Source organism: Halomonas caseinilytica, from assembly GCF_001662305.1.
Taxonomy (GTDB): Bacteria; Pseudomonadota; Gammaproteobacteria; order Pseudomonadales; family Halomonadaceae; genus Halomonas; species Halomonas caseinilytica.
The window spans coordinates 64,724-86,336 of the sequence record NZ_BDEP01000006.1 but is presented as its reverse complement, the minus strand read 5'-3'; the positions used below and the strand labels follow the sequence as shown (position 1 = coordinate 86,336).

Sequence of the window (21,613 nt, the reverse complement as noted above, 5' to 3'; positions counted from 1 at the left end):
GCATGACCGATCGCAAGCCCATCGCCACCGGTTCCGACTGGAGTTTCGAGATCCTCACCGAGTTCGAGGAGGAGATCGCACGTCTGGCCGACGAGTATCGGCTGGATACCTATCCCAACCAGATCGAGATCATCACCACCGAGCAGATGATGGATGCCTACGCCAGCGTCGGCATGCCGGTGGGGTATCACCACTGGTCCTTCGGCAAGCAGTTCCTGGCCGTGGAGCAAGCCTACCGGCGCGGACAGATGGGGCTGGCCTATGAGCTGGTGATCAATTCCGACCCCTGCATCGCCTACCTGATGGAGGAGAACACCCTGATGATGCAGGTGTTGGTGATGGCTCACGCCTGCTATGGACACAACTCCTTCTTCAAGGGCAATTATCTGTTCCGGACCTGGACCGATGCCGGCTCCATCGTCGATTACCTGTTGTTCGCCCGTCGTTACATCGCCGAGTGCGAGGAACGTTACGGCGTGACTGCCGTGGAGCAGCTTCTGGACGCCTGCCATGCCCTGCAGAACCATGGGGTCGACCGTTACAAGCGACCCTCGCCGATTTCCGCCGAGGAGGAGGAGCGTCGCCAGAAGGAACGAGAAGCCTACCTGCAGGCCCAGGTGAATACCCTGTGGCGGACGATTCCCGAGCGCGCCTCGGCAGGCGAGGGAGTCGGGGAGCGCGATGATGAGGAAGATCCTCTGGGGCTGCACGCCGGTGGGCGCTATCCGCCCGAGCCTCAGGAGAACCTGCTCTACTTCATCGAAAAGAATGCGCCGCTGCTGGCGCCCTGGCAGCGTGAAGTGGTGCGCATCGTGCGCAAGCTCGCGCAGTACTTCTACCCGCAGCGCCAGACGCAGGTGATGAACGAAGGTTGGGCGACCTTCTGGCACTATACCTTGATGAATCGCATGTTCGACGATGGTGTCGTGGACGAGGGGCTGATGCTGGAATTCCTTCAGTCGCACACCGCCGTGGTGCAGCAGCCACCCTTCGACAGCCCGGCCTTCAATGGCATCAACCCCTATGCCCTGGGCTTTGCCATGTTCTCCGACATCCGGCGCATCTGTGAGTCGCCCACCGAGGAAGATCGCGAATGGTTTCCCGATACCGCCGGCAGCGACTGGCGGGAGACGCTGCACTTCGCCATGCGCAACTTCAAGGACGAATCCTTCATCCAGCAGTTCCTGTCACCCAAGGTGATTCGCGATCTCAAGCTGTTCAAGGTCGTCGACGATGACCAGGACGAGATGCTCGAGGTGACGGCAATACACGATGAGCGTGGTTACCGGCGTATCCGGGAGGCGCTGGCGTCCCAGTATGCTCTCTCGGTGCGGGAGCCGAACATCCAGGTCTATTCGGCGGACATACGAGGTGATCGTTCGCTGACCTTGCGCCATGTCCAGGATAATCGTCGGCCCTTGGCGCGCAGCGTCTACCCGGTGATGCGCCACCTGCACCAGCTGTGGGGCTTCCCGGTCAAGCTGGAGTCGATCGAGCAGGGCGAGGTGGTGCGTCGTTATCAATGGCCGCTGCCCGAGGACGAGGATTCGGAGTCGCCTGGGGCAAGCTGATGGCGAGGCGCGACGCTGCTATAATCGCCGCAGTCGCGGTGGTCTGCACTATCGCGTATCGTTCAGCCAAGGACAGCCGAGGAGTGCCCGATGCAGAATGCCGTGATCCTGATCAATGCCGAGAAGGGCAAGATCCAGTCGGTGGCCGAGCGCCTGGCGGAGGTCGAGGGCATCAGCGAGGTGTTCTCCACCTGCGGTCGTTACGACCTGGTGGCCATCGCGCGCACCCGGGACTTCGAGAGCCTGGCCGAGCTGGTGACCGGACGGCTCGATGAGGTGGAGGGGATTCGCGAGACCGAGACCCTCAATGCCATGCAGGTGCATTCACGCCACGACCTCGAGACCATGTTCTCGCTCGGTTGGTAACACGCCCCCTTCGTTGCCGAGGCAAGGTGTCTCGGTACCCTGACTGGAACGGATTCCCCCGGATGTTGCGTCATACTTTCCTGCGTCGCATGATGCGGCGCGCTGGCGTCGCCGTGCTGTTCGCGGCGGTTGGCAGCGGCCTGTGGTACATGCAGGAGCGCGAGGTGCGCGATCGGCTGAGCTGGATGGGCGTGCCGACCTGGGCGGAGGTGACGCCGCTGAGCCTGCATCGCGTCCTGCGCAACGACGGCTATCTGCTGGGCTGGTCGGATCTGCGGGTGAGTCCGCTATGGGTGAGCTATGTTCTGCATGAGGTGGAGAATCCCCATGCGGGGGAGCGCCCGGGATTTCGACAGGACTGGCGCAGCCTCTGGCCGGTCACGCCGGACAGTTACGCGCACAGCGGCTATGATCGGGGACATCTGGCGCCCAATTATGCCATTGCCGTGGTGCATGGTCGTGATGCCCAGCGCGATACCTTCCTGATGAGCAACATGACGCCGCAGCGCCCGGATCTGAATCGCCGTCTCTGGCAGCGTCTCGAGGAGGTGGTGATCGATCGCTTCGTGCCGCGTCTGGGTACGCTCCAGGTGATCGCCGGCCCTGTGTTCGATGACGATTTCCTGGATGGCATGCTGAATCGCGTGGGGTTGGTGGAAGTGCCGGAGGCCTTCTACAAGATCCTGGTGGTGCCTGGGGAGCGGCCTCGGGCGCTGGCATTCCTGATGCCCCAGGACGTGAACGGTGATGAGCCCCTGGATCGCTTCGTGGTCAGTATCGACGAGATCGAGGCGCGCACTGGGCTGGATTTCTTTCCGCAGCTTTCGCCGGCGGCGGCCGAGTCGCTGGAAGCCGGCGTGGCCACCGAGGGCTGGGGGCTCGAGGAAGTGGCGCGATTGCCAGGCCGCTTCTGACTGTCGGGACGCTGACATTCAGGCACAAAAAAACCGCGATCTGTCGTCGCGGTTTCCTGTGGGGTGCTTCGTGTGGTGCTCTTTCATTCACAGCTGCATGACGCGGGTGTGGTGCCCAGGAGAGGACTTGAACCTCCACGTCCGTAAGGACACTAGCACCTGAAGCTAGCGCGTCTACCAATTCCGCCACCTGGGCGCATCATGCATCGTCGTGTTCCGGGCATCGCTGGCGCGATTATGGTGCCCAGGAGAGGACTTGAACCTCCACGTCCGTAAGGACACTAGCACCTGAAGCTAGCGCGTCTACCAATTCCGCCACCTGGGCGAACACGAACGAATCGAGCTGATAAAGAGCATGATACCCAAAACCTGATCAAGAGGGTATCGATGGTGCCCAGAAGAGGACTTGAACCTCCACGTCCGTAAGGACACTAGCACCTGAAGCTAGCGCGTCTACCAATTCCGCCATCTGGGCAAGTGGCGCGTATGTTACCGAATTCTGGCGATAATGCAAGCCCCGTGTGCGTGCTCGAGTGCGGGCTGAGACGCGCTGGTCTCTTGGTATAGTTGCAGTATGGTTGGGTGATGGGCGTGGCGGCGCTATACTGCCGCCCATGACACCATATTCCGATTGCCACAACGATTGCCCGCGGCACCCGCGCGTCACGCAACGCATGCCGTCCCCGACCCTGCCAAGGATGCTCCCCGCATGACCCACTGGACGCTCGAAGACGACGCGCACGCCAGTCGCGAGGCCCACAAGTACGACAAGCCCGCTCCCAGTCGCGAATACCTGTTGGCGCGCCTGGAAGAATGCGGCAAACCCATCACCCACGAGGCCATGAGCCAGATGCTGGGCCTCGAGGACGAGGACCTCCAGGAAGCGGTACGTCGGCGACTGGCGGCCATGGAGCGCGATGGGCAGGTGCTGCGCAATCGCCGCGGCGCCTATGCCCTGATCGACAAGCTCGATCTGATCAAGGGCAAGGTGCTTGGCCATCGTGACGGTTTCGGCTTTCTGCTGCGCGACGATGGCAAGAAACCCGACCTGGTGATACCGCCGCGCCAGATGCGTCGCGTCTTCCATGATGATCATGTGCTGGTGCGCATCAGCGGGCGCGATCGGCGCGGACGTGACGAGGCGACCATCGTCGAGGTGCTGGCGCGCAATACCCAGACCATTGTTGGCGTATATCGTCAGAACACGCCCGAGTTCGGGGTGTTGATTCCCGAGAACTCGCGTATCACCCAGGAAGTGATCATCCCGCATAACGCCAATGGCGGTGCACAGGATGGACAGGTGGTCTCGGCGAACATCGTCAAGCAACCCGATACCCGCGTGCAGCCGGTCGGCGAGGTCAGCGAGGTGCTCGGCGAGCGCATGGATCCCGGCATGGAAATCGACATCGCCCTGCGCAGCTACGAGATTCCCTCGGAGTTTCCCCCGGAAGTGCTGGACCAGATCGCCAGCATGTCCGACGAGGTGGCCGAGGACGACAAGCAGCAGCGGATCGACTTGCGTGACTATCCCCTGGTGACCATCGACGACGAGTCCGCCAAGGACTTCGACGATGCCGTCTGCGCCTGGAAGACCAAGTCCGGTAGCTGGAAGCTGCTGGTGGCCATCGCCGACGTTTCCCACTATGTGCGTCCGGGCAGCCCCTTGGATCAGGAAGCCATCGCCCGCGGCAACTCGGTGTACTTCCCGGGGCAGGTAGTGCCGATGCTGCCGGAGCTGCTCTCCAATGGCCTGTGCTCCCTGAATCCCGATGTCGACCGCCTGGCCCTGGTCTGCGAGATGAATATCTCCAAGAGCGGCGCCATCAGCCGGTATCGTTTCTTCGAAGCGGTCTTCCGCTCCCACGCCCGGCTGACCTACAACAAGGTCGCCTCGATCCTCGAGGATGAGGGAGAAGAGGCCGATGCGCTGCGCGAGCAGTATCGTGACCTGGTGCCGTCGCTGAAGAACCTGCATTCGCTCTACAAGGTGTTGCGCCAGGCTCGGGAGGAGCGCGGCGCCATCGACTTCGAGACCACCGAGACGGCCATCGTCTTCAATGACGAGCGCAAGATCGAGAAGATCGTGCCGCGTTCTCGCAACGATGCCCACAAGATCATCGAGGAGTGCATGCTGGCGGCCAACGTCGCCACCGCTCGCTTCCTCGACAAGCATGACCTGCCGGCGCTGTATCGCATTCATGAACGCCCCTCGCCGGAGCGTCTCGACAAGCTGCGCTTGTTCCTGGCCGAGCTCGGGCTCTCGCTGGGCGGCGGTGACGAGCCGACGCCGCAGGATTACCGGGACCTGGCCGAGACGATCAAGGGGCGCGATGACGCCGACATCATCCAGACGGTCATGCTGCGCTCCATGAGCCAGGCGGTCTATTCGCCCCAGAACGAGGGGCACTTCGGCCTGGCCTATCCGGCTTATGCGCACTTCACGTCGCCGATTCGCCGCTACCCGGACCTGCTCGTGCACCGGGCCATTCGTTCGGTGATCCGTGGACCGCGCCAGACCAACACCGTGCTGCGTGCCGAGAATCCGCCGGTGGAGCCACCCAGCAAGTGGTGCCCCTATACCTTCGAGCAGATGCTGGAGCTGGGTGAGCATTGCTCGATGACCGAGCGCCGTGCCGACGACGCCACACGCGACGTGGAGGGCTGGCTCAAGTGCGAGTTCATGTCCGACAAGCTGGGCGAGGTCTATGAAGGTACCATTGCCTCGGTGACCCAGTTCGGCATCTTCGTGCGCCTCGATGAGGTGTATGTCGAGGGGCTGGTGCACGTCACTTCGCTGCCTTCCGACTACTACCACTACGAGCCGGAGAAGCATCGCCTCAAGGGCGAGCGCAGCGGCATGAGCTATCGGCTCGGCGACGGCGTGACCGTCCAGGTGGCACGGGTCGATCTGGACGACCGCAAGATCGATTTCGAGCTGGCCGACGAGAAGCCGCGTCCGCGCCGCGCGCCCAAGCGCCGCTCCAAGCGCAATGACGCCGCCGACAAGCCGAAGGCCCCGTCACATGCCAAGGGCAACGACGGCGGCAAGGGCAACGATGGCGGCAAGGGCAACGATGGCAGCCACAAGGGCGAAGAGGGCGGCAAGAAGCGCCGCCGCCGTGGTCCGCGTCGCCGCTGAGCGGTGAGGCCTCTTCCAGCGACGAGACATTTCTCATGAGCAAGCACTCCCGCCGCCGAGGGGCCCAGGCCCCCGGCGGGCTAGATGCGGTCTATGGCGTTCACGCCGTGCGCGCCCTGATCGAACGTGGCGAGATGCCTCGCGAGCTCTGGGTCCAGGACGGTGACGCATCCGAGCGTCTGGCCGAGCTGGTCGCGCTCGCCCGCGACGGCAACGTCAAGGTGGTGACACAGCCGCGTGACAGCCTCGATCGTCTCGCCCAGGGCGCCGTGCACCAGGGCGTGGTGGCCTTCTGCCCGCCCTTGGCCTTCGAACCCGAAGCATCGCTCTGGCACCGTCTCCAGGGCTGGTCGGCCGAGGCCGCGCCGCTGCTGCTGGTGCTCGATGGCATCACCGATGTGCACAATTTCGGCGCTTGTCTGCGCAGTGCCGATGCCGCCGGCGCCCATGGCGTGGTGGTGCCCAAGGATCGGGCCGCGCCGCTCAATGCCACGGTGCGCAAGGTGGCCTGCGGGGCTGCCGAGAGCGTGCCCGTCTATCGAGTGACCAATCTGGCGCGTGCGCTCGCCCGGATGAAGGAGATGGGCGTCTGGGTGACAGGCACTGCTGGAGAGGCCGAGGCGGAGTTGTATGATGCGGACTTCACCGGCGCCACGGCACTGGTGATGGGCGCCGAAGGCAAGGGCATGCGGCGGCTGACCCGGGAAGCCTGCGATGGCCTGGTCAAGTTGCCCATGGCAGGACAGGTGGCCAGCCTCAATGTGTCGGTGGCCACCGGCATCTGCCTGTTCGAGGCGGTACGGCAGCGAGGGGCGGGGCAGCGCTGAGACGAAACTCGGGGCGTGAGCGGTGAGCACTTGCCTGGTGTATCTCGCCCCCGGATAGTGGCCTGCCGATAGCGTCTGCCGTCAGCGACGGGCTTGTGATACCTTGTCGCGATCATCTGGACCTGGATTGCCAAGGACTTCATGGACGCACAAGCCAAGATCATCGATCGTCTCGCCGAGGAACTCGGCGTTCGCGCGCCCCAGGTGGCGTCGACCGTGGAATTGCTCGACGGTGGTGCCACCGTTCCCTTCATCGCCCGTTATCGCAAGGAAGCGACCGGTGGCCTGGACGATACCCAGCTGCGGCAGCTGGAAGAGCGCTTAGGTTATCTGCGCGAGCTGGAAGAGCGCCGCGAGGCGGTGCTGGCCAGCATCGACGAACAAGGCAAGCTCACCGAGGCGCTGGCCGCCAGCATCCGCGCGGCCGACACCAAGCAGCGCCTGGAAGACCTCTACCTGCCGTATCGCAAGAAGCGTCGTACCAAGGCGCAGATCGCCCGTGAGGCCGGGCTGGAACCCCTGGCGGAGGCGCTGCTCGCCGACCCGACCCTCTCGCCCGAGGAGCAGGCCGCCGGTTATCTGCGCGCGGCGGATGGCGATATTCCGGCCATCGAGGATGCCAAGTCGGCGCTGGACGGCGCCAAGCAGATCCTCATGGAACGTTTCGCCGAGGACCCTGAGCTGGTGGGGCAATTGCGCGAGCGGCTGTGGAGCGAAGGGGTGCTCAGTGCTCGGCTGATCGACGGCAAGGAGCGCGAAGGCGCCAAGTTTGCCGATTACTTCGAGCATGACGAGGCCATCGCCAAGGTGCCCTCGCATCGTGCCCTGGCCATGTTCCGAGGGCGTAACGAAGGGGTGCTGTCGCTGGCCATTCGCCTGCCGGGCGAGGAAGAGGCCGCCGTTCATCCGGCGCAGGTGGCCATCGCCAGGCACTTCGAGATCCGGGATCAAGGACGTGCCGCCGACCGCTGGCTCGCTGAAGTGGTGCGCTGGACCTGGCGGGTCAAGCTCTACACCCATCTCGAAACCGAGCTGATGGGCCGTCTGCGCGAACGTGCCGAGACCGAGGCCATCGGCGTCTTTGCCGCCAATCTCAAGGATCTGTTGCTGGCCGCGCCGGCCGGTGCCAAGGCGACCCTGGCCATCGATCCTGGCCTGCGGACCGGCTGCAAGGTGGCCGTGGTCAGTGCCACCGGCCAGTTCCTGGACCAGTCGACCATTTTCCCCCATGCGCCTCGCCACCAGTGGAAGGAGTCGCTGGCCGAGCTGGCCAGGCTGGTGGAAGCCCACGACGTCTCCCTGATTGCCGTGGGCAACGGCACGGCCAGCCGCGAGACCGACAAGCTGGCGGGCGAGCTGGTAAAGGCCATGGCCGGGACGCGACGACTCTCCAAGGTGATGGTCAGCGAGGCCGGTGCCTCGGTCTATTCGGCATCGGAATATGCCGCCCGTGAACTGCCGGATCTCGATGTGACCGTCCGCGGGGCGGTGTCGATCGCCCGTCGCCTGCAGGACCCGCTGGCCGAGCTGGTCAAGATCGAGCCCAAGTCCATCGGCGTGGGCCAGTATCAGCACGATGTCTCCCAGGTTCAGCTCTCGCGTAGCCTGGAAGCCGTGATCGAGGATTGTGTCAACGCCGTGGGCGTGGACCTCAATACGGCGTCCTCGGCCCTGTTGTCGCGGGTGGCCGGCCTCAACGCCGGGCTGGCCGAGAACATCGTGGCCCGCCGTGATGCCGAGGGGGCCTTCCGCTCGCGTCGTCAGCTGCTGGATGTCAGCCGCCTGGGACCCAAGACCTTCGAGCAGTGCGCCGGCTTCTTGCGCATCATGAACGGTGACAATCCGCTGGATGCCAGTGCCGTGCACCCCGAGGCCTACCCGCTGGTGGAACGCATTGCCAGCCGCAGCGGCCGTGAACTGGCAGGACTGATCGGCGACAGCGCGACTCTCAAGTCGCTCAAGGCGGCCGACTTCGCCGACGAACGCTTCGGCGTGCCCACCGTCAACGATATTCTCAAGGAGCTGGACAAGCCCGGTCGTGATCCGCGTCCCGAATTCCGTGCCGCCGAATTCCGCGAAGGCGTGGAGACGCTCAAGGATCTGGAGCCGGGCATGGTGCTGGAAGGCAGCGTGACCAACGTCACCCACTTCGGCGCCTTCGTCGATATCGGCGTCCACCAGGATGGCCTGGTGCACATCTCGGCGCTGTCCAACAGCTTCGTCGAAGATCCCCGCTCGGTCGTCAAGGCCGGCGATATCGTCAAGGTCAAGGTCATGAGCGTGGATCTGGAGCGTTCGCGTATCGGTCTGACCATGCGCCTCGATGATCAGCCGGGCGAGGTCGAGAGCGACGGGCCGCGCAAGGGTGGTGAGTCCCGCGGGCGTGGCAAGGCGCCTCGCAAGGGAGGGGGCAAGTCGAAGGGACAGGCGTCCCGGGACGAGGGACAGCTCGGTGCCCTGGGAGCGGCGTTGCTCAAGGCCAAGCGCGATGGCTAGGCACGATTCGAAAATCTTGCAGGCAAGGTCTGGCAAGCCCCGCGGCGAGCCGCAGGATACGGTGAGGCATACCGAGCCGTGCATGGCTCGATATTCCGCCGCTGGGCCGGCAGCCTTGAATCGCCGTGTTTCGGCGCCATAATCTGGAATTCTATGGGTGCCGCGGCGCCTGACCGATAACCGGGAAGCCGGCCGTTCGCCCGACCGGCCGCCACGACATGGGGTGTCATCTTGTCCGAATCGCTCTCCACCCTCATCGAACGACTCAGCGGGCCGGCCAGCCAGGGGCGCTTCGGCCGCCTGCGACGAGGCATCGAGAAAGAGGGATTACGCGTCGACGCCGAAGGGCGCATCGCCCAGACGCCGCATCCCGCCGATTTCGGCTCGAAGCTGACCCATCCGCATATCACCACGGATTATTCCGAGGCATTGCTCGAGTACATCACGCCGGTCTACAGCCGGCCCGAGGAGGCGCTGGCCTTTCTCGCCGACCTGCATCGGTTCAGTTATCGCCGCCTGAACGGCGAGCTGATCTGGCCGGCCAGCATGCCGGCCCGGCTCGACGGCAACGAGAGCATTCCCATTGCCGATTACGGCCGTTCCAACGTGGGCATGATGAAGCATGTCTACCGCAAGGGGCTGGACGTGCGTTACGGGCGCATCATGCAGGCCATTGCCGGCGTGCATTACAACGTCTCCCTGCCGGACGATTTCTGGGCGCTGCTCAAGACGCTGGACGGCGATGAGCAGACGTCCATGCAGGATTACCGCTCGTCGCGTTACTTCGACCTGATCCGCAACTTCCGTCGCCATAGCTGGCTGCTGCTCTATCTGTTCGGGGCCTCGCCGGCGGTGGATCGCAGCTTCCTGCCCGATGGTCGTGTGCCGGAAGGGCTCAGGCCCCATGGCGAGCACACCCTGGTCTCGCCCTATGCGACCAGCCTGCGGATGTCCGATCTGGGCTACCAGAACAAGGTACAGGCGCAGCTCAAGATCTGTTTCAACTCGCTGTCCAACTACGTCAACACCCTGCGACATGCCATCTCGACCCCCTGGCCCGACTATGGCGCGCTGGGTGTGAAAGGCGACGGCGACGCTTGGCAACAGCTCAATGCCAATATCCTGCAGATCGAGAACGAATACTACAGCGACATCCGCCCCAAGCGAGTCGCGCGGCACGACGAGACGCCGAGCCAGGCGCTGGAAGCGCGGGGTGTCGAGTACATCGAGGTGCGCTGTCTCGATCTCGATCCCTTCGATCCCCTGGGCTTCGATGCCACCCGGAGCCGCTTCGTCGATACCTTCCTGATGTGGTGCCTGCTCTCGGAAAGCCCCTGGATCACCGACGAGGAATGCGAGCATCTCGACGACAATCGTCGACTGGTCGTGTCGCGCGGGCGCGATCCCGAACTGCGCCTGGATCACCATGGCCGCAAGCGTTCCATCGCCGACTGGGGGCACGAGATCTTCGTCGAGCTGCGCGAGGTCGCCATGCTGCTCGATCGGCTGGAGGAGGGGGCGCCGCATGCCGAGGCCCTGGCCGAGCTGACGCCCTGGCTCGATGACCCGACGCTAACGCCTTCCGGCCGCCTGCTGAAACGCCTGGAGCAGGAGGGCGGGGAATTCGTCGATGTCATCATGGACTTGGCCCGGGAGCAGGCCGAGCAGCTTCGGGATGAACCCATCGGGCCGGCCCGTTCGGCGCTCTTCGATCAGTTGGTGGAAACCTCGCACCAGCAGCAGGGAGAAATAGAAGCGGCAGAAAGCGAGAGCTTCAGTGACTTCCTGGCCGACTACTTTGACCGTGCCCGGGAATCCCGGGCCTTGACGCCATTGAGAGCCGCGGGAGGCCAATCATGATAATGGAGCTCGAGGAATGGAGCGTGCGTCGCTGGAGCCTGGCGGGATTGGCGTTCTGCGTGCTGATGATGGCGGTGGCCCTGGGGCTGGAGCATGGCGCCGGCCTGGAGCCTTGTCCGCTGTGCATCTTTCAGCGGGTGGCCGTGATCGTCGCAGGCGTAGTGTTCGCGCTCGCCGCCTGGCATGACCCGAAGGGGCGTGCCGGCGCGGCGCTCTATGGGCTCCTGGGCGTGGTGGCAGTCGGCACCGGGATTGGCCTGGCCGGCCGCCACCTTTGGTTGCAGTCGTTGCCGGCGGATCAGGTGCCGAGCTGTGGCCCGGGGCTCGACTACATGATGGAAATCCTGCCATTGCGCGAAGTGCTGGCCACGGTGCTGACCGGCTCGGGCGAGTGCGCCGAGGTGAGCGCGAGCCTGCTGGGCCTGTCGTTGCCCGGCTGGACCTTGATCGGATTCGTGGTGCTGATGCTGGCGCCCCTGGGGCTGCTGGTGAAATCATTGCGTCGCGACCATGGCTATCGTTGGCAGGGGGTACCCGATCGGGATTGACAGTGCCACCGGCAGGGGTGAGTCTGTTGCTCAAGGTCGGCGGTCCACTCGAGGGAGACACCCATGCTGGAAGACTGCAAGAACGCGCAGGAACGCTGGGGTGGCGTTCATCAACTGATCGATCGCTGGCTCGCCGAGCGGCGGGCGTTGCTGACGAATTTCCGCGAGTTGCAGGAGGCTTGCGACGCCGATCTCGAAGCCTTGAACAAGGCGCGCATCGATGCCTTCAGCGAGCTGTTGATGGATTACATCAGTGCCGGCCACTTTGAAGTCTACCCCCAGCTGCGTGCCGAGGCCGAGGCGTTCGACGACAACGCCGCCCTGGCGCTGGCGGATAGCCTGCTGCAACGTCTCGACATGTCCACCGAGCTGGTGCTGGCCTTCGACGAGGATTATGGCAGCGCCACGCGTTGCGAGTACTACATGTCGCGCCTGCCCGCCTGGCTTGATCGCTTGCAGAAGGGGCTTACCGAGCGCTTCTCCCTGGAGGACCGCCTGATCGGTCGTCTGCACGCTGCTCACGCCCCCGACGCCGCCAGCGCCGAACTTCATGCCGGCAGCTCGCCGAGGGCCTGAGGGCCCCGGCTTCGCCGGAAGAAGATCGCGGCTGGCGCCGCTGGAAGAAAGAAGGATGGCGCTTCGTGCCTGGAAGAGGAAAGAAAAACCTTGATGCCCCAAGCCTCGGGGCTAGCCTTGGACTCTTCACTCTTCACTCTTCACTCTTCACTCTTCACTCTTCACTCTTACGGCTTTTCCTCCCTTTTGGGCCGAGCACCAGCATGCAGGGCGTCAGCAACAGCGTCAGCCCCGTGGCGAAGGTCAGGCCACCGGCGATGGCGCTGGACAGCTGCCCCCACCATTGGGTCGAGGGGGCGCCCAGGCCAAGCCTGGGCGCGAAGAGGTCGACGTTGATCTCGAGCACCATTGGCATCAGCCCGAGTACCGTGGTCACGGCAGTGAGCAGCACCGGTCGCAGGCGCAATCCCCCCGCCTGGAGCGCGGCTTCGCTCGGCGAGAGCCCTTCATCGCGCAATTGATTGAAGGTATCGATCAACACGATGTTGTTGTTCACCACGATGCCGGCCAGGGCGATGATGCCCATGCCAACCATGACGATACCGAAGGGTTGGCCGTTGACCAGCAGGCCGAGCAGCACACCGGCAGTGGAGAAGACGATGGCCGACAGCACCAGTAGCGTCTGGTAGAGACTGTTGAACTGAGTGACCAGAATCAGCGCCATCAGGCAGACCGCCACCAGAAAGGCGGTGACCAGGAAGTTCATGGCTTCCTGCTGGTCTTCCTGTTCACCGGCGACCTGGACGCTGACTCCATCGGGCAACGACGCCATGGCATCGGACAGCGCGCGCAGGCGCTCGTCGGGACGTTCGCCGGCCGTGACATCGGCTTCCAGCGTGATGGCGCGACGGCCATCGATACGGTGCAGGGTGCTGACCTTGGGGGCCGGTTCGATGCTGACGAAGTTCGAGATCGGCACCTGACCGCGAGAGGTGTTCAGCGTCAAGCGATCGAGCTGATCCAGGGAGCGAGCCCCCTCCGGCAGGCGTACGCGGATATCGACCTCATCGTCGACGCCGGCGGGGCGGTAGCTGGCCACCTGCAGGCCGGTGGTGAGCAGTTGCACGGCGCTGCCGACGGTGGCCACATCGGTGCCGAAACGTGCGGCGGCCTCGCGATCCACCTTGATGCGCCACTCCACGCCGGGCAGGCTGCGATTGTCCTCGATGTCGCGGAAGCCGCCCAGCTCTTGCATGGCCTGGCGCAGCGATGCCACGGCCGCCTCAGCCTGCTCGCTCGTGGTGGCGCTGATCTCCAGCACGATGGGCTTGCCGGCGGCCGGCCCTTGTTCCTGCTCGCGAAACTCCAGCTTGACGCCGGGAATGTCATCGGTGCGCTTGGCCATGTCGGCGAGAATCTCGCTGGCCGGCCGCCGCTCGTGCCAGTCGATCAACTGGAACTGCAGAACCCCGATGACGTCAGCGCCGAGCTGCTGGTCGGAAGTGGCGAAGGAGCGTGCATAGAGCGCCTGGATCTCGCTCATGTCGGTGAGGCGTGCTTCGACCCGCTGGACGATGGCGTCGTTCTCTTTTGCGGAGAAGTCACCTCGCGAGTGCACGAGAATCTGGGCGCTGTCGGGCTCCACGCTGGGAAAGAATTCCACACCATGGTTGAAGCGGGCATAGGCGGTATAGGCCAGCGCCATCAGCAGCAAGGCAACCAGCAGGGTAAGCCCTGGCCGGGTCAGCAAGCGGGCCAGCAGGGCGCGATACAGGCGGCCACCCGGGGTGATCAGCTCGGTGTCGCTCAATGCCCGGCCGCTGCGGGCGCCGAACACGCCGCCCAGGGTGGGCAGGAAGATCAGGGCCATGGCCAGGGAAGCCAGCAGGCAGAGGATGACCGTGGCCGGCAGGTACTTCATGAACTCGCCCACCACGCCGGGCCAGAACAGCAAGGGGACGAAAACGGCCAGAGTGGTGGCCGTGGAGGCGATGACAGGCCAGCTCATGCGGCTGGCGGCATTGATCCAGGCATCGTGTGGCGCCTGGCCCTGACGCAGGTGGCGGTCGGCCAGTTCGCTGACGACGATGGCGCCGTCGACCAGCATGCCGGCGACCAGGATCAGGGCGAACAGCACGACCATGTTGAGGGTGAAGCCGATGGCCCAGATCAGCAGGATGCCGGTGAGAAAGGCGCCGGGGATGGTCAGGCCCACCATCAGAGCAGGGCGCAGCCCCATGGCGGCGAGGATCACGATCAGTACCAGTACCACGGCGGTGAGGACATTGTTGAGCAGTTCCGAGAGCATCGAGTCGACCATCTCGGACTGGTCCATGATGGTGGTCACCTCGAGGGCATCGGGCAGCAGGCCATCGGCCTCGTCGAGCAGGTCGTTCACCGATTCGATGGTGGCGATGATGTTGGCGCCGGCACGCTTGGCGATTTCCAGCACCAGGGCCGGCTGCCCATCGATGCGGGCGAAGCCCTGGGGATCCTTGAAAGTGGGATGGATCCAGCCGACATCCCCGAAGGTGACCACCCGGTCGCCATCGACCTTGACCGGCATCTTCATCACGTCCTCGAGCTGCTCGATCACCCCGGGGACCTTGAGCGCCAGGCGGCCGGCTCCGGTATCCAGGCTGCCCGCCGCCACGAGTCGGTTGTTGCGGCTCACTCGATTGAACAGGGTCTCGAAGTCGACGCCATAGCTGTCCAGCACCAGGGGGTCGACGACGATTTCCAGCAGGTTCTCCCGGTCGCCGCCGATATCGACCTCGAGCACTTCGGGGATGCCCTCGATCTCTTCCTTGAGGCGGCGGGCCACGCTGACGCGCCGGCTTTCCTCGATCGGCCCCGATAGGCCGATGGAGAGTACCGGAAACAGCCCGACGTTGACCTCCACGACCCGGGGTTCCTCGGCCTCGTCGGGCAGATCGGCCTTGGCGATGTCGACCTGCTCTCGGACATCGGTCAGAGCCTGGTCGGGATCGAAGCCGGGATCGAATTCCAGGTTCAGGGAGGCGTGGCCTTCGCCGGCCTGGGCGGTCAGCTTGCGTAGCCCCTCGATGCTGCGCAGTTCCTGCTCCATGGGCCGGACCAGCAGGCGTTCGGCGTCTTCCGGACTGACGCCCTCCAGCGTCATCGACACGTAGATGACGGGAATGGGGATATCCGGATTGGCTTCCTTGGGGACTGCCTGCCAGGCACCAAGCCCCGCCAGTAACAGCGCGATCAGCAACAGCAGGGTGGTGCGCGAGCGGTCCAGCGCCGCCGAGATCAGCGTGCGCATGATCAGGGGTGCTCCGCGTCGGCTGGCGTGGTGGTGTCGTCGACCGGTACCGGCGTGACGGCATCGCCGGGATCGACGAAGCCACCTCCCAGGGTAATCAGGCGAACCTTCTCGGGGAGCCCCGTGACCCGGGCCTGTTCGTCGTCACTGCTGATCAGTTCGACGGTGTCGCGGACCACCCGGTCCTGGTCGTTCAGGTGCTTGACGGCCAACCGGCCTTGTTCGTCGAGTACCAGCAGTGCCGGCGAGAGGCGGTGTACGCGGCGTGACGGCAGTGTCAATTCGAGCGTGGCGCTGGCGCCAGCCAAGCGGCGGTGCTCGGGGTTGGCCAGGTCGACCTCGATGGCGAAGCTGCGCGTGGCGTCGTCGGCCTGGCTGGCGATATAGGTGAGCTCGCCTTCGAGGGTGGAGCCATCGAGCAGGCGTACCCGAGCAGCAAGGCCTGGCGTCAACGAGAGCGCCTTGCGTTGAGGCACCCAGGCCTTGGCGGTGAGCCGTGAATCATCAACCAGGCGTCCCCAGCTTTCACCCGCCTGGAGCAGTTCGCCCGGGTCGACATCGATCCTGTCCAGCACGCCGGAGAACGGCGCCTCGGTCCGGGTATCCTCCTGTTGTTGGCGCAGATCGGCCAGTTCGGCGGCGGCGGCACTCACCGCGCTCTGGCGGCGAAGGAAATCGGGGGTAGAGATGAGCTCGCGATCGCGTAACCCGCGAGCGCCCGATAACTCGGCACGGGCCAGGGCCAGCTCCGCTTCGGCCTGTTCCAGGCGCTCGGGCAGGGCGTCTTGCTCGAGACGCAGCAGTTCGTCGCCACGCTCGACGCGCGCTCCCTGCGAAACCGGGAGGGCTTCCACGCGACCGGATCGGCGAGCGCGCAGCTCCAGCTCCCGGTATGCCTCGAGATGCCCTTGTACCGTCAGTGTCGGCGCATAGGGTTCGGCCAGACGCGTTTCGATCTCGACCCGGGGCGGGGGCGGCGTTTCGGACTCCGCCGTTGGCGGCGGGTCGTCGCGAAAGCTCGACAGGTCGCCGAAGGCGAGCCACAGCAGCAAGGCGAGGCCAAGCACGATGGCCAACAGAACGGAAGAAGCGGGGCGTCGGCGCGGCATTCGAACCTTCCCTGGTGAGTCACGCAACATCGGTGCGCAGAAAGCGAAATCATCTCAGCATAGTGGCGCCGAGTAAAAGCGTGATGTCGCGAAACGGGCTAGTCTCAGGTCGAATTGAGTTTTGTGCACTGCAGGCATACCATTTCCTCGGTTCGAATCCCGGCCGAGGCGGGTCCCTGGCCCGCCTGGCTCATCCGCACGGCGACAACCGAAGGAGCCACGATGAAAGACCCCGTCCGTATAGCCATTACCGGTGCCGCAGGTCAGATCAGCTATTCCCTGGCGTTTCGCATCGCGTCCGGCGACATGCTGGGCAAGGACCAACCGGTCATCCTGCAGCTGCTCGAGATTCCGCCGGCCATGGACGCCCTCAACGGCGTGGTGATGGAGCTCAACGACTGCGCCTTCCCGCTGGTGCAGGACATCATCGCCTCCGACGATCCCAATGTCGCCTTCAAGGATGCCGATTTTGCCCTGCTGGTCGGCGCGCGTCCGCGTGGGCCGGGTATGGAGCGCAAGGATCTGCTCGAGGCCAATGCGGCCATCTTCTCCGTGCAGGGCAAGGCGCTGAACGACAACGCCAGCCGTGACGTGCGCGTGCTGGTGGTGGGCAACCCGGCCAATACCAACGCCCTGATTGCTTCCTGCAACGCCCCGGACCTGGATACCGGCCAGTTCACGGCGATGATGCGCCTCGATCACAATCGCGCCAAGACCCAACTGGCGCAGAAGGTGGGCAAGCACGTCAACGACGTCGAGTCCATGATCGTCTGGGGCAACCACAGTGCCACCCAGTATCCGGACCTGGCCCACTGCAAGGTGGATGGCAAGCCGGCGCTCGATCTGGTCGATCAGGACTGGTACGAGAACGACTTCATACCGACCGTGCAGCAGCGTGGAGCCGCCATCATCAAGGCGCGTGGCGCGTCTTCCGCCGCTTCAGCGGCCTCCGCGGCGATCGACCACATGCGCGACTGGGCGCTGGGCAGCGACGGCATCGTCAGCATGGGAATTCCCGCCGATGGCAGCTATGGCATCGAGCCGGGCATCATGTATTCCTACCCGGTGGTCTGCAAGGACGGCAAGTACGAGATCGTCCAGGACCTGGAGGTCGGCGACTTCAGCCGCGAGCGCATGAACGCCACCGAGCAGGAACTGCGTGAAGAACGGGCCGCCGTCGAGCATCTGCTTGGGTAAGCCTGAAGCTTGAAGGGCGGCGCTGCGCGCCTGGAAGGAAAAACAGAAAACCCCGCTCGAGGTGACTCCTGGCGGGGTTTTCTTATGGCTTTGAGCTTCCAGCTTCGAGCTCCGAACCGGCGAAGCCGGTTCAGTCGCGCAGGCTGATGATTCGCCAGCCGCGTGCTTCGGCAGTGTCGCGCAGGGTCGCGTCCGGGTCCACGGCCACGGGGTGATCGACCTTCTCCAGCAGCGGCAAGTCGTTGTGGGAGTCGCTGTAGAACCAGGCGTCGTCCAGGGTTTCCTCGCGATCGGCCAGCCAGGCCATGAGGCGCTCGACCTTGCCCTCCCGGTAGCTCGGAGTGCCGCTGACCCGGCCGGTGTAGCGGCCATCGATCATTTCGGGCTCCACGGCGATCAAGTCGTCGATCCCGAGTCGCTTGGCAATGGGGCCGGTGATGAAACGATTGGTGGCGGTAATGATCAACAGGGTATCGCCGCGCGCTCGGTGATGGGCCACCAGCTCCTCGCCCCGCGGCAGGATGCTGGGCTCGATCTTGCTGGCCATGAACTGCTGGTGCCAGGCCGCCAGTTGTTCGGGGGTGTTGTCCGCGAGCGGTTTCAAGGCCACTTCCAGAAAAGCGTGCATGTCGAGGGTGCCGGCTTCATAGTCCGCCATGAAACGGTCATTGGCCTGTTTGTAGGCGACGGGGTCCACGGCACCCTGTTCGAGCAGGAACTCGCCCCAGGCATGGTCGCTGTCGATCGAGAGCAGGGTGTGGTCCAGGTCGAAGATGGCGAGGCTCACGGCATTCCTCTTGGCGGTTGGGAGGGAGGCAAAGCCGCGATTATGTCAGACGTCAGAAGGGGATTCGAGCGTGGCGAATCCCCTTATTGAACCCTTTCACGCGCTTGTGGAAGAATGGCTTCAATACTGGATTCATAAGGTGAAGCCCGTGATCGACGCAGACGGCTTTCGCCCCAACGTTGGCATCATCATCACCAACGATCGAGGGCAGCTGCTATGGGCGCGTCGGGTTGGGCAGAATGCGTGGCAGTTTCCCCAGGGAGGCATCAAGTCAAACGAGACACCGCAACAGGCACTGTTTCGTGAGTTGCACGAGGAAATCGGCCTTACCGCCGACGACGTCGAAGTGCTTGGCTGCACCAGGGGCTGGCTGCGCTATCGCCTGCCACGACGCATGGTCCGCACACACTGCCGACCGGTGTGCATCGGACAGAAACAGAAGTGGTTCCTGCTGCGGATCCGCTGTCGGGATAACCGGATCTGCATGGACGGCGGTCCGGCCAAGCCAGAGTTTGATGGCTGGCGATGGGTCAGCTACTGGTATCCCCTGGGACAGGTCGTGCCCTTCAAGCGGGAGGTCTATCGCCGTGCATTGCGCGAGCTGTCGCCCAGAGCACAGCGCCTGGCTCTCGAACGGAGCTGACGACCCGAGACGAGCCGGGAGTTACCCCGGCGCCATACTCCGCGAGGCGAGAGACAACAAAAATGGATAGCAGGACGCCGATGCTCGAGGTGTTGCGGCGCATCATCCTCGAGGTCAACGGGGCTCGCAACCTGGATGCCGCCTTGTCGACCATGGTGCGCCGCATTCGGAAGGCCATGCGTACCGACGTGTGCTCCTTCTATCTCTTCGATGCCGACCTTGACCGGTTGGTGTTGATGGAGACCATTGGCCTGCGCACCCAGGCGGTGGGGCAGGTGACCTTGCCGGTCGGGGAAGGGTTGGTGGGCCTCGTGGCGAAGCGCGAGGAACCGCTGAATCTCGAGGATGCCCAGGCTCACCCGCATTTCCGCTATTTCGAGGCCACCGGCGAGGAGCGGTACTCCAGCTTTCTCGGCGTTCCCATCATCCATCAGCGTCGCATGCTGGGCGTGCTGGTCGTGCAGCAGTCCGAAAAACGCCGGTACGATGAAGCCGACGAAGCCTTCCTGGTCACCATGGCCGCGCAGTTGGCCGGTGTGCTGGCTCACGCCCTGGCCACCGGGAGCCTGAGCCGGCCGACCCTGCCGGGCGGGCAGGCGACCTTTACCGGTGTGGCGGCCTCGCCGGGCATGGCCATCGGTGAGGCCGTGGTGATTGCGCCGCCGGCGGATCTCGATAGCGTGCCGGATTTGATTCCCACCGATGAAGAGTACGAGATCGAACGTCTGCGCGAGGCCATCGGCAAGGTGCGCGACGAGATTCGTTCGGCGGGCGAGCGTCTGGCCAACCGCATTTCCTCCCAGGAACTGGCCTTGTTCGATGTCTACCAGCAGATGCTGGGCGAGGCGGCACTGTCCCAGGAGGTGGTCAAGCGCATCCGGGAGGGGCAGTGGGCGCCGGGAGCGCTGGCCGATGTGGTGCGGCGTCATGTCCAGTATCTGGAACGCGTGGATGACGACTACTTGCGCGAGCGGGCCGCCGACGTTCGCGATCTGGGGCGTCGCGTGCTGGCGCACTTGCAGGAAGGCACCAGTGCGACGCCGGACAGCTATCCGGAGAATACCATCCTGGTGGGCGACGAGATCAGCGTTTCCGTGCTGGGCGAAGTGCCGCGGGAGCGTCTGGGCGGCCTGGTGTCGGTGCGCGGCTCGAGTACGTCTCACGTAGCCATCGTGGCTCGTGCCATGGGCATTCCCACGGTGCTGGGCATGGTCGACTTGCCGTTGCCGCGCCTCAACGGTGCCCGGGTGGTGCTGGACGGGCACCGTGGTCGGCTGTTCGTGCGCCCCGGCGACGAGCTGGAGCGGCGTTACCAGAGCATGATCGATGAGGAGCGGGCGCTGACCGAGGTGCTCGAGCACGAGCAGGATCAGCCGAGCCGCACCCCGGACGGCCATGATATGCCGTTGATGGTCAATACCGGCCTGGCGGTGGATGCGATGGCCTCGCTGAAGGCACGTATCGGTGGTGTGGGGCTGTACCGCACTGAAGTGCCCTTCATGATCACCGAGCGTTTCCCGGGGGAGCAGGAGCAGACCCGGCTTTACCGCGAACAGCTCGAGGGGTTCGCGCCCTTGCCGGTGGTGATGCGGACGCTGGACATCGGCGGCGACAAGGACCTGCCCTACTTTCCCATCGACGAGGCCAATCCCTTCCTGGGGTGGCGTGGCATTCGGGTGACTCTGGATCATCCGGAAGTCCTGATGGTGCAATTGCGTGCCATGCTGCGTGCCTCCCAGGGGCTCGACAATCTCCAGATACTCTTGCCGATGGTGACCAACGTCGGTGAGGTCGACGACGCCTTGCGTCTTCTGGAGCGCGCCATCAGCGAGCTCGGTGAGGAAGGCGTGACGGTGGCCAGGCCCCGAGTGGGTGTGATGATCGAGGTGCCGGCCACGCTCTACCAGCTCGGTGCCCTGGCAAAACGCGTCGATTTCTTCTCGGTGGGCAGCAACGACTTGACTCAGTATCTGTTGGCGGTCGATCGCAACAACCCCCGAGTCGCGGAGCTCTATGACGCTTGCCATCCGGCGGTGCTGTCCGCGCTGGCGCAGCTGGCGGCAGAGGCCCGGGCGCTCGAGGTGCCGGCGTCGGTGTGCGGCGAACTGGCCGGTGACCCGGCGGGTGCCTTGCTGTTGATGGGCATGGGCTTCGAGGCGCTGTCCATGAACGCGCCGAGCCTGCCCAAGGTCAGGGCGGCCGTCCGGCGGGTTTCCCTGGCGGCCGCGAAGCAACTGGTCGAGGACACCTTGCGGCTCGACTCTCCTCTGGAGGTGCGTCGGCATCTGGATCGGTGCATGGGGGAATGGCAACTGAGCCACCTGCTGCCGCCGAAGGATTGAGAGCGGCCA

15 protein-coding genes and 3 tRNA genes are annotated in these 21,613 nt (G+C 64.6%); 12 read left to right on the top strand and 6 right to left on the bottom strand.

The window, feature by feature from the left end; genetic code table 11:
• Positions 1-2 precede the first annotated feature (2 nt).
• The 3 genes from A9O65_RS04335 (at position 3) to A9O65_RS04325 (ending at position 2,851) form a co-directional block, all read left to right on the top strand.
• Positions 3-1,571: a SpoVR family protein gene (locus A9O65_RS04335; RefSeq protein ID WP_064701473.1), complete on the top strand. Its 1,569-nt coding sequence runs from the start codon at positions 3-5 to the stop codon at positions 1,569-1,571.
• A 90-nt stretch (positions 1,572-1,661) separates the two neighbouring features.
• Positions 1,662-1,937: an Lrp/AsnC family transcriptional regulator gene (locus A9O65_RS04330; protein ID WP_064699428.1), complete on the top strand. Its 276-nt coding sequence runs from the start codon at positions 1,662-1,664 to the stop codon at positions 1,935-1,937.
• A 62-nt stretch (positions 1,938-1,999) separates the two neighbouring features.
• On the top strand, positions 2,000-2,851 hold the full coding sequence (locus A9O65_RS04325; protein WP_064701472.1) for a DNA/RNA non-specific endonuclease: 852 nt from the start codon (positions 2,000-2,002) through the stop codon (positions 2,849-2,851).
• A 109-nt stretch (positions 2,852-2,960) separates the two neighbouring features.
• Here A9O65_RS04325 and A9O65_RS04320 read toward each other — a convergent pair.
• The 3 genes from A9O65_RS04320 to A9O65_RS04310 all read right to left on the bottom strand — a co-directional run bounded on the left by A9O65_RS04320 (position 2,961) and on the right by A9O65_RS04310 (position 3,326).
• Positions 2,961-3,047 (bottom strand) — tRNA-Leu (locus A9O65_RS04320).
• Between the two features lie 42 nt (positions 3,048-3,089).
• A tRNA-Leu gene (locus A9O65_RS04315) sits at positions 3,090-3,176 on the bottom strand.
• A gap of 63 nt (positions 3,177-3,239) precedes the next feature.
• Positions 3,240-3,326: transfer RNA gene (locus tag A9O65_RS04310), tRNA-Leu, on the bottom strand.
• Between the two features lie 234 nt (positions 3,327-3,560).
• On the opposite strand from A9O65_RS04310, the gene rnr reads away from it, so the two are divergent.
• From rnr to rsd, 6 genes are all read left to right on the top strand, one after another.
• A complete protein-coding gene (gene rnr, locus A9O65_RS04305) occupies positions 3,561-5,990 on the top strand; it encodes a ribonuclease R (protein WP_064701471.1) in 2,430 nt (809 codons plus the stop codon).
• Positions 5,991-6,025: 35 nt separating this feature from the next.
• Positions 6,026-6,817, top strand: a complete 792-nt coding sequence (gene rlmB / locus A9O65_RS04300; RefSeq protein WP_064701470.1) for a 23S rRNA (guanosine(2251)-2'-O)-methyltransferase RlmB — start codon at positions 6,026-6,028, stop codon at positions 6,815-6,817.
• A gap of 141 nt (positions 6,818-6,958) precedes the next feature.
• Entirely contained in the window at positions 6,959-9,313 is a 2,355-nt protein-coding gene (locus A9O65_RS04295; RefSeq protein WP_064701469.1) for a Tex family protein, read from the top strand.
• 231 nt (positions 9,314-9,544) lie between these two features.
• On the top strand, positions 9,545-11,173 hold the full coding sequence (gene gshA, locus A9O65_RS04290; RefSeq protein ID WP_064701468.1) for a glutamate--cysteine ligase: 1,629 nt from the start codon (positions 9,545-9,547) through the stop codon (positions 11,171-11,173).
• Positions 11,170-11,721, top strand: a complete 552-nt coding sequence (locus A9O65_RS04285; protein WP_064699422.1) for a disulfide bond formation protein B — start codon at positions 11,170-11,172, stop codon at positions 11,719-11,721. The genes gshA and A9O65_RS04285 overlap by 4 nt, the downstream gene beginning before the upstream one ends.
• 63 nt (positions 11,722-11,784) lie before the next feature.
• Positions 11,785-12,297, top strand: coding sequence for a sigma D regulator (rsd, locus tag A9O65_RS04280; RefSeq protein ID WP_064699421.1), 513 nt, complete (start codon positions 11,785-11,787; stop codon positions 12,295-12,297).
• A 154-nt stretch (positions 12,298-12,451) separates the two neighbouring features.
• Here the strand turns inward: rsd and A9O65_RS04275 are convergent, their stop codons facing one another.
• The gene (locus tag A9O65_RS04275; RefSeq protein ID WP_064701467.1) at positions 12,452-15,526 is read right to left on the bottom strand and encodes an efflux RND transporter permease subunit; all 3,075 of its coding nucleotides are present in this window, start codon (positions 15,524-15,526) and stop codon (positions 12,452-12,454) included.
• 2 nt (positions 15,527-15,528) lie between these two features.
• Entirely contained in the window at positions 15,529-16,635 is a 1,107-nt protein-coding gene (locus A9O65_RS04270; protein WP_064701466.1) for an efflux RND transporter periplasmic adaptor subunit, read from the bottom strand.
• 222 nt (positions 16,636-16,857) lie between these two features.
• Here A9O65_RS04270 and A9O65_RS04265 point away from each other — a divergent pair, with 222 nt between their 5' ends.
• Positions 16,858-17,832, top strand: a complete 975-nt coding sequence (locus A9O65_RS04265; RefSeq protein ID WP_064701465.1) for a malate dehydrogenase — start codon at positions 16,858-16,860, stop codon at positions 17,830-17,832.
• Between the two features lie 130 nt (positions 17,833-17,962).
• Here the strand turns inward: A9O65_RS04265 and A9O65_RS04260 are convergent, their stop codons facing one another.
• Entirely contained in the window at positions 17,963-18,619 is a 657-nt protein-coding gene (locus A9O65_RS04260) for a histidinol-phosphatase (RefSeq protein ID WP_064699417.1), read from the bottom strand.
• 148 nt (positions 18,620-18,767) lie between these two features.
• On the opposite strand from A9O65_RS04260, the gene A9O65_RS04255 reads away from it, so the two are divergent.
• Positions 18,768-19,262, top strand: a complete 495-nt coding sequence (locus A9O65_RS04255) for an RNA pyrophosphohydrolase (protein ID WP_064699767.1) — start codon at positions 18,768-18,770, stop codon at positions 19,260-19,262.
• An 80-nt stretch (positions 19,263-19,342) separates the two neighbouring features.
• On the top strand, positions 19,343-21,604 hold the full coding sequence (gene ptsP, locus A9O65_RS04250) for a phosphoenolpyruvate--protein phosphotransferase (protein WP_064699416.1): 2,262 nt from the start codon (positions 19,343-19,345) through the stop codon (positions 21,602-21,604).
• Positions 21,605-21,613: the final 9 nt, after the last annotated feature.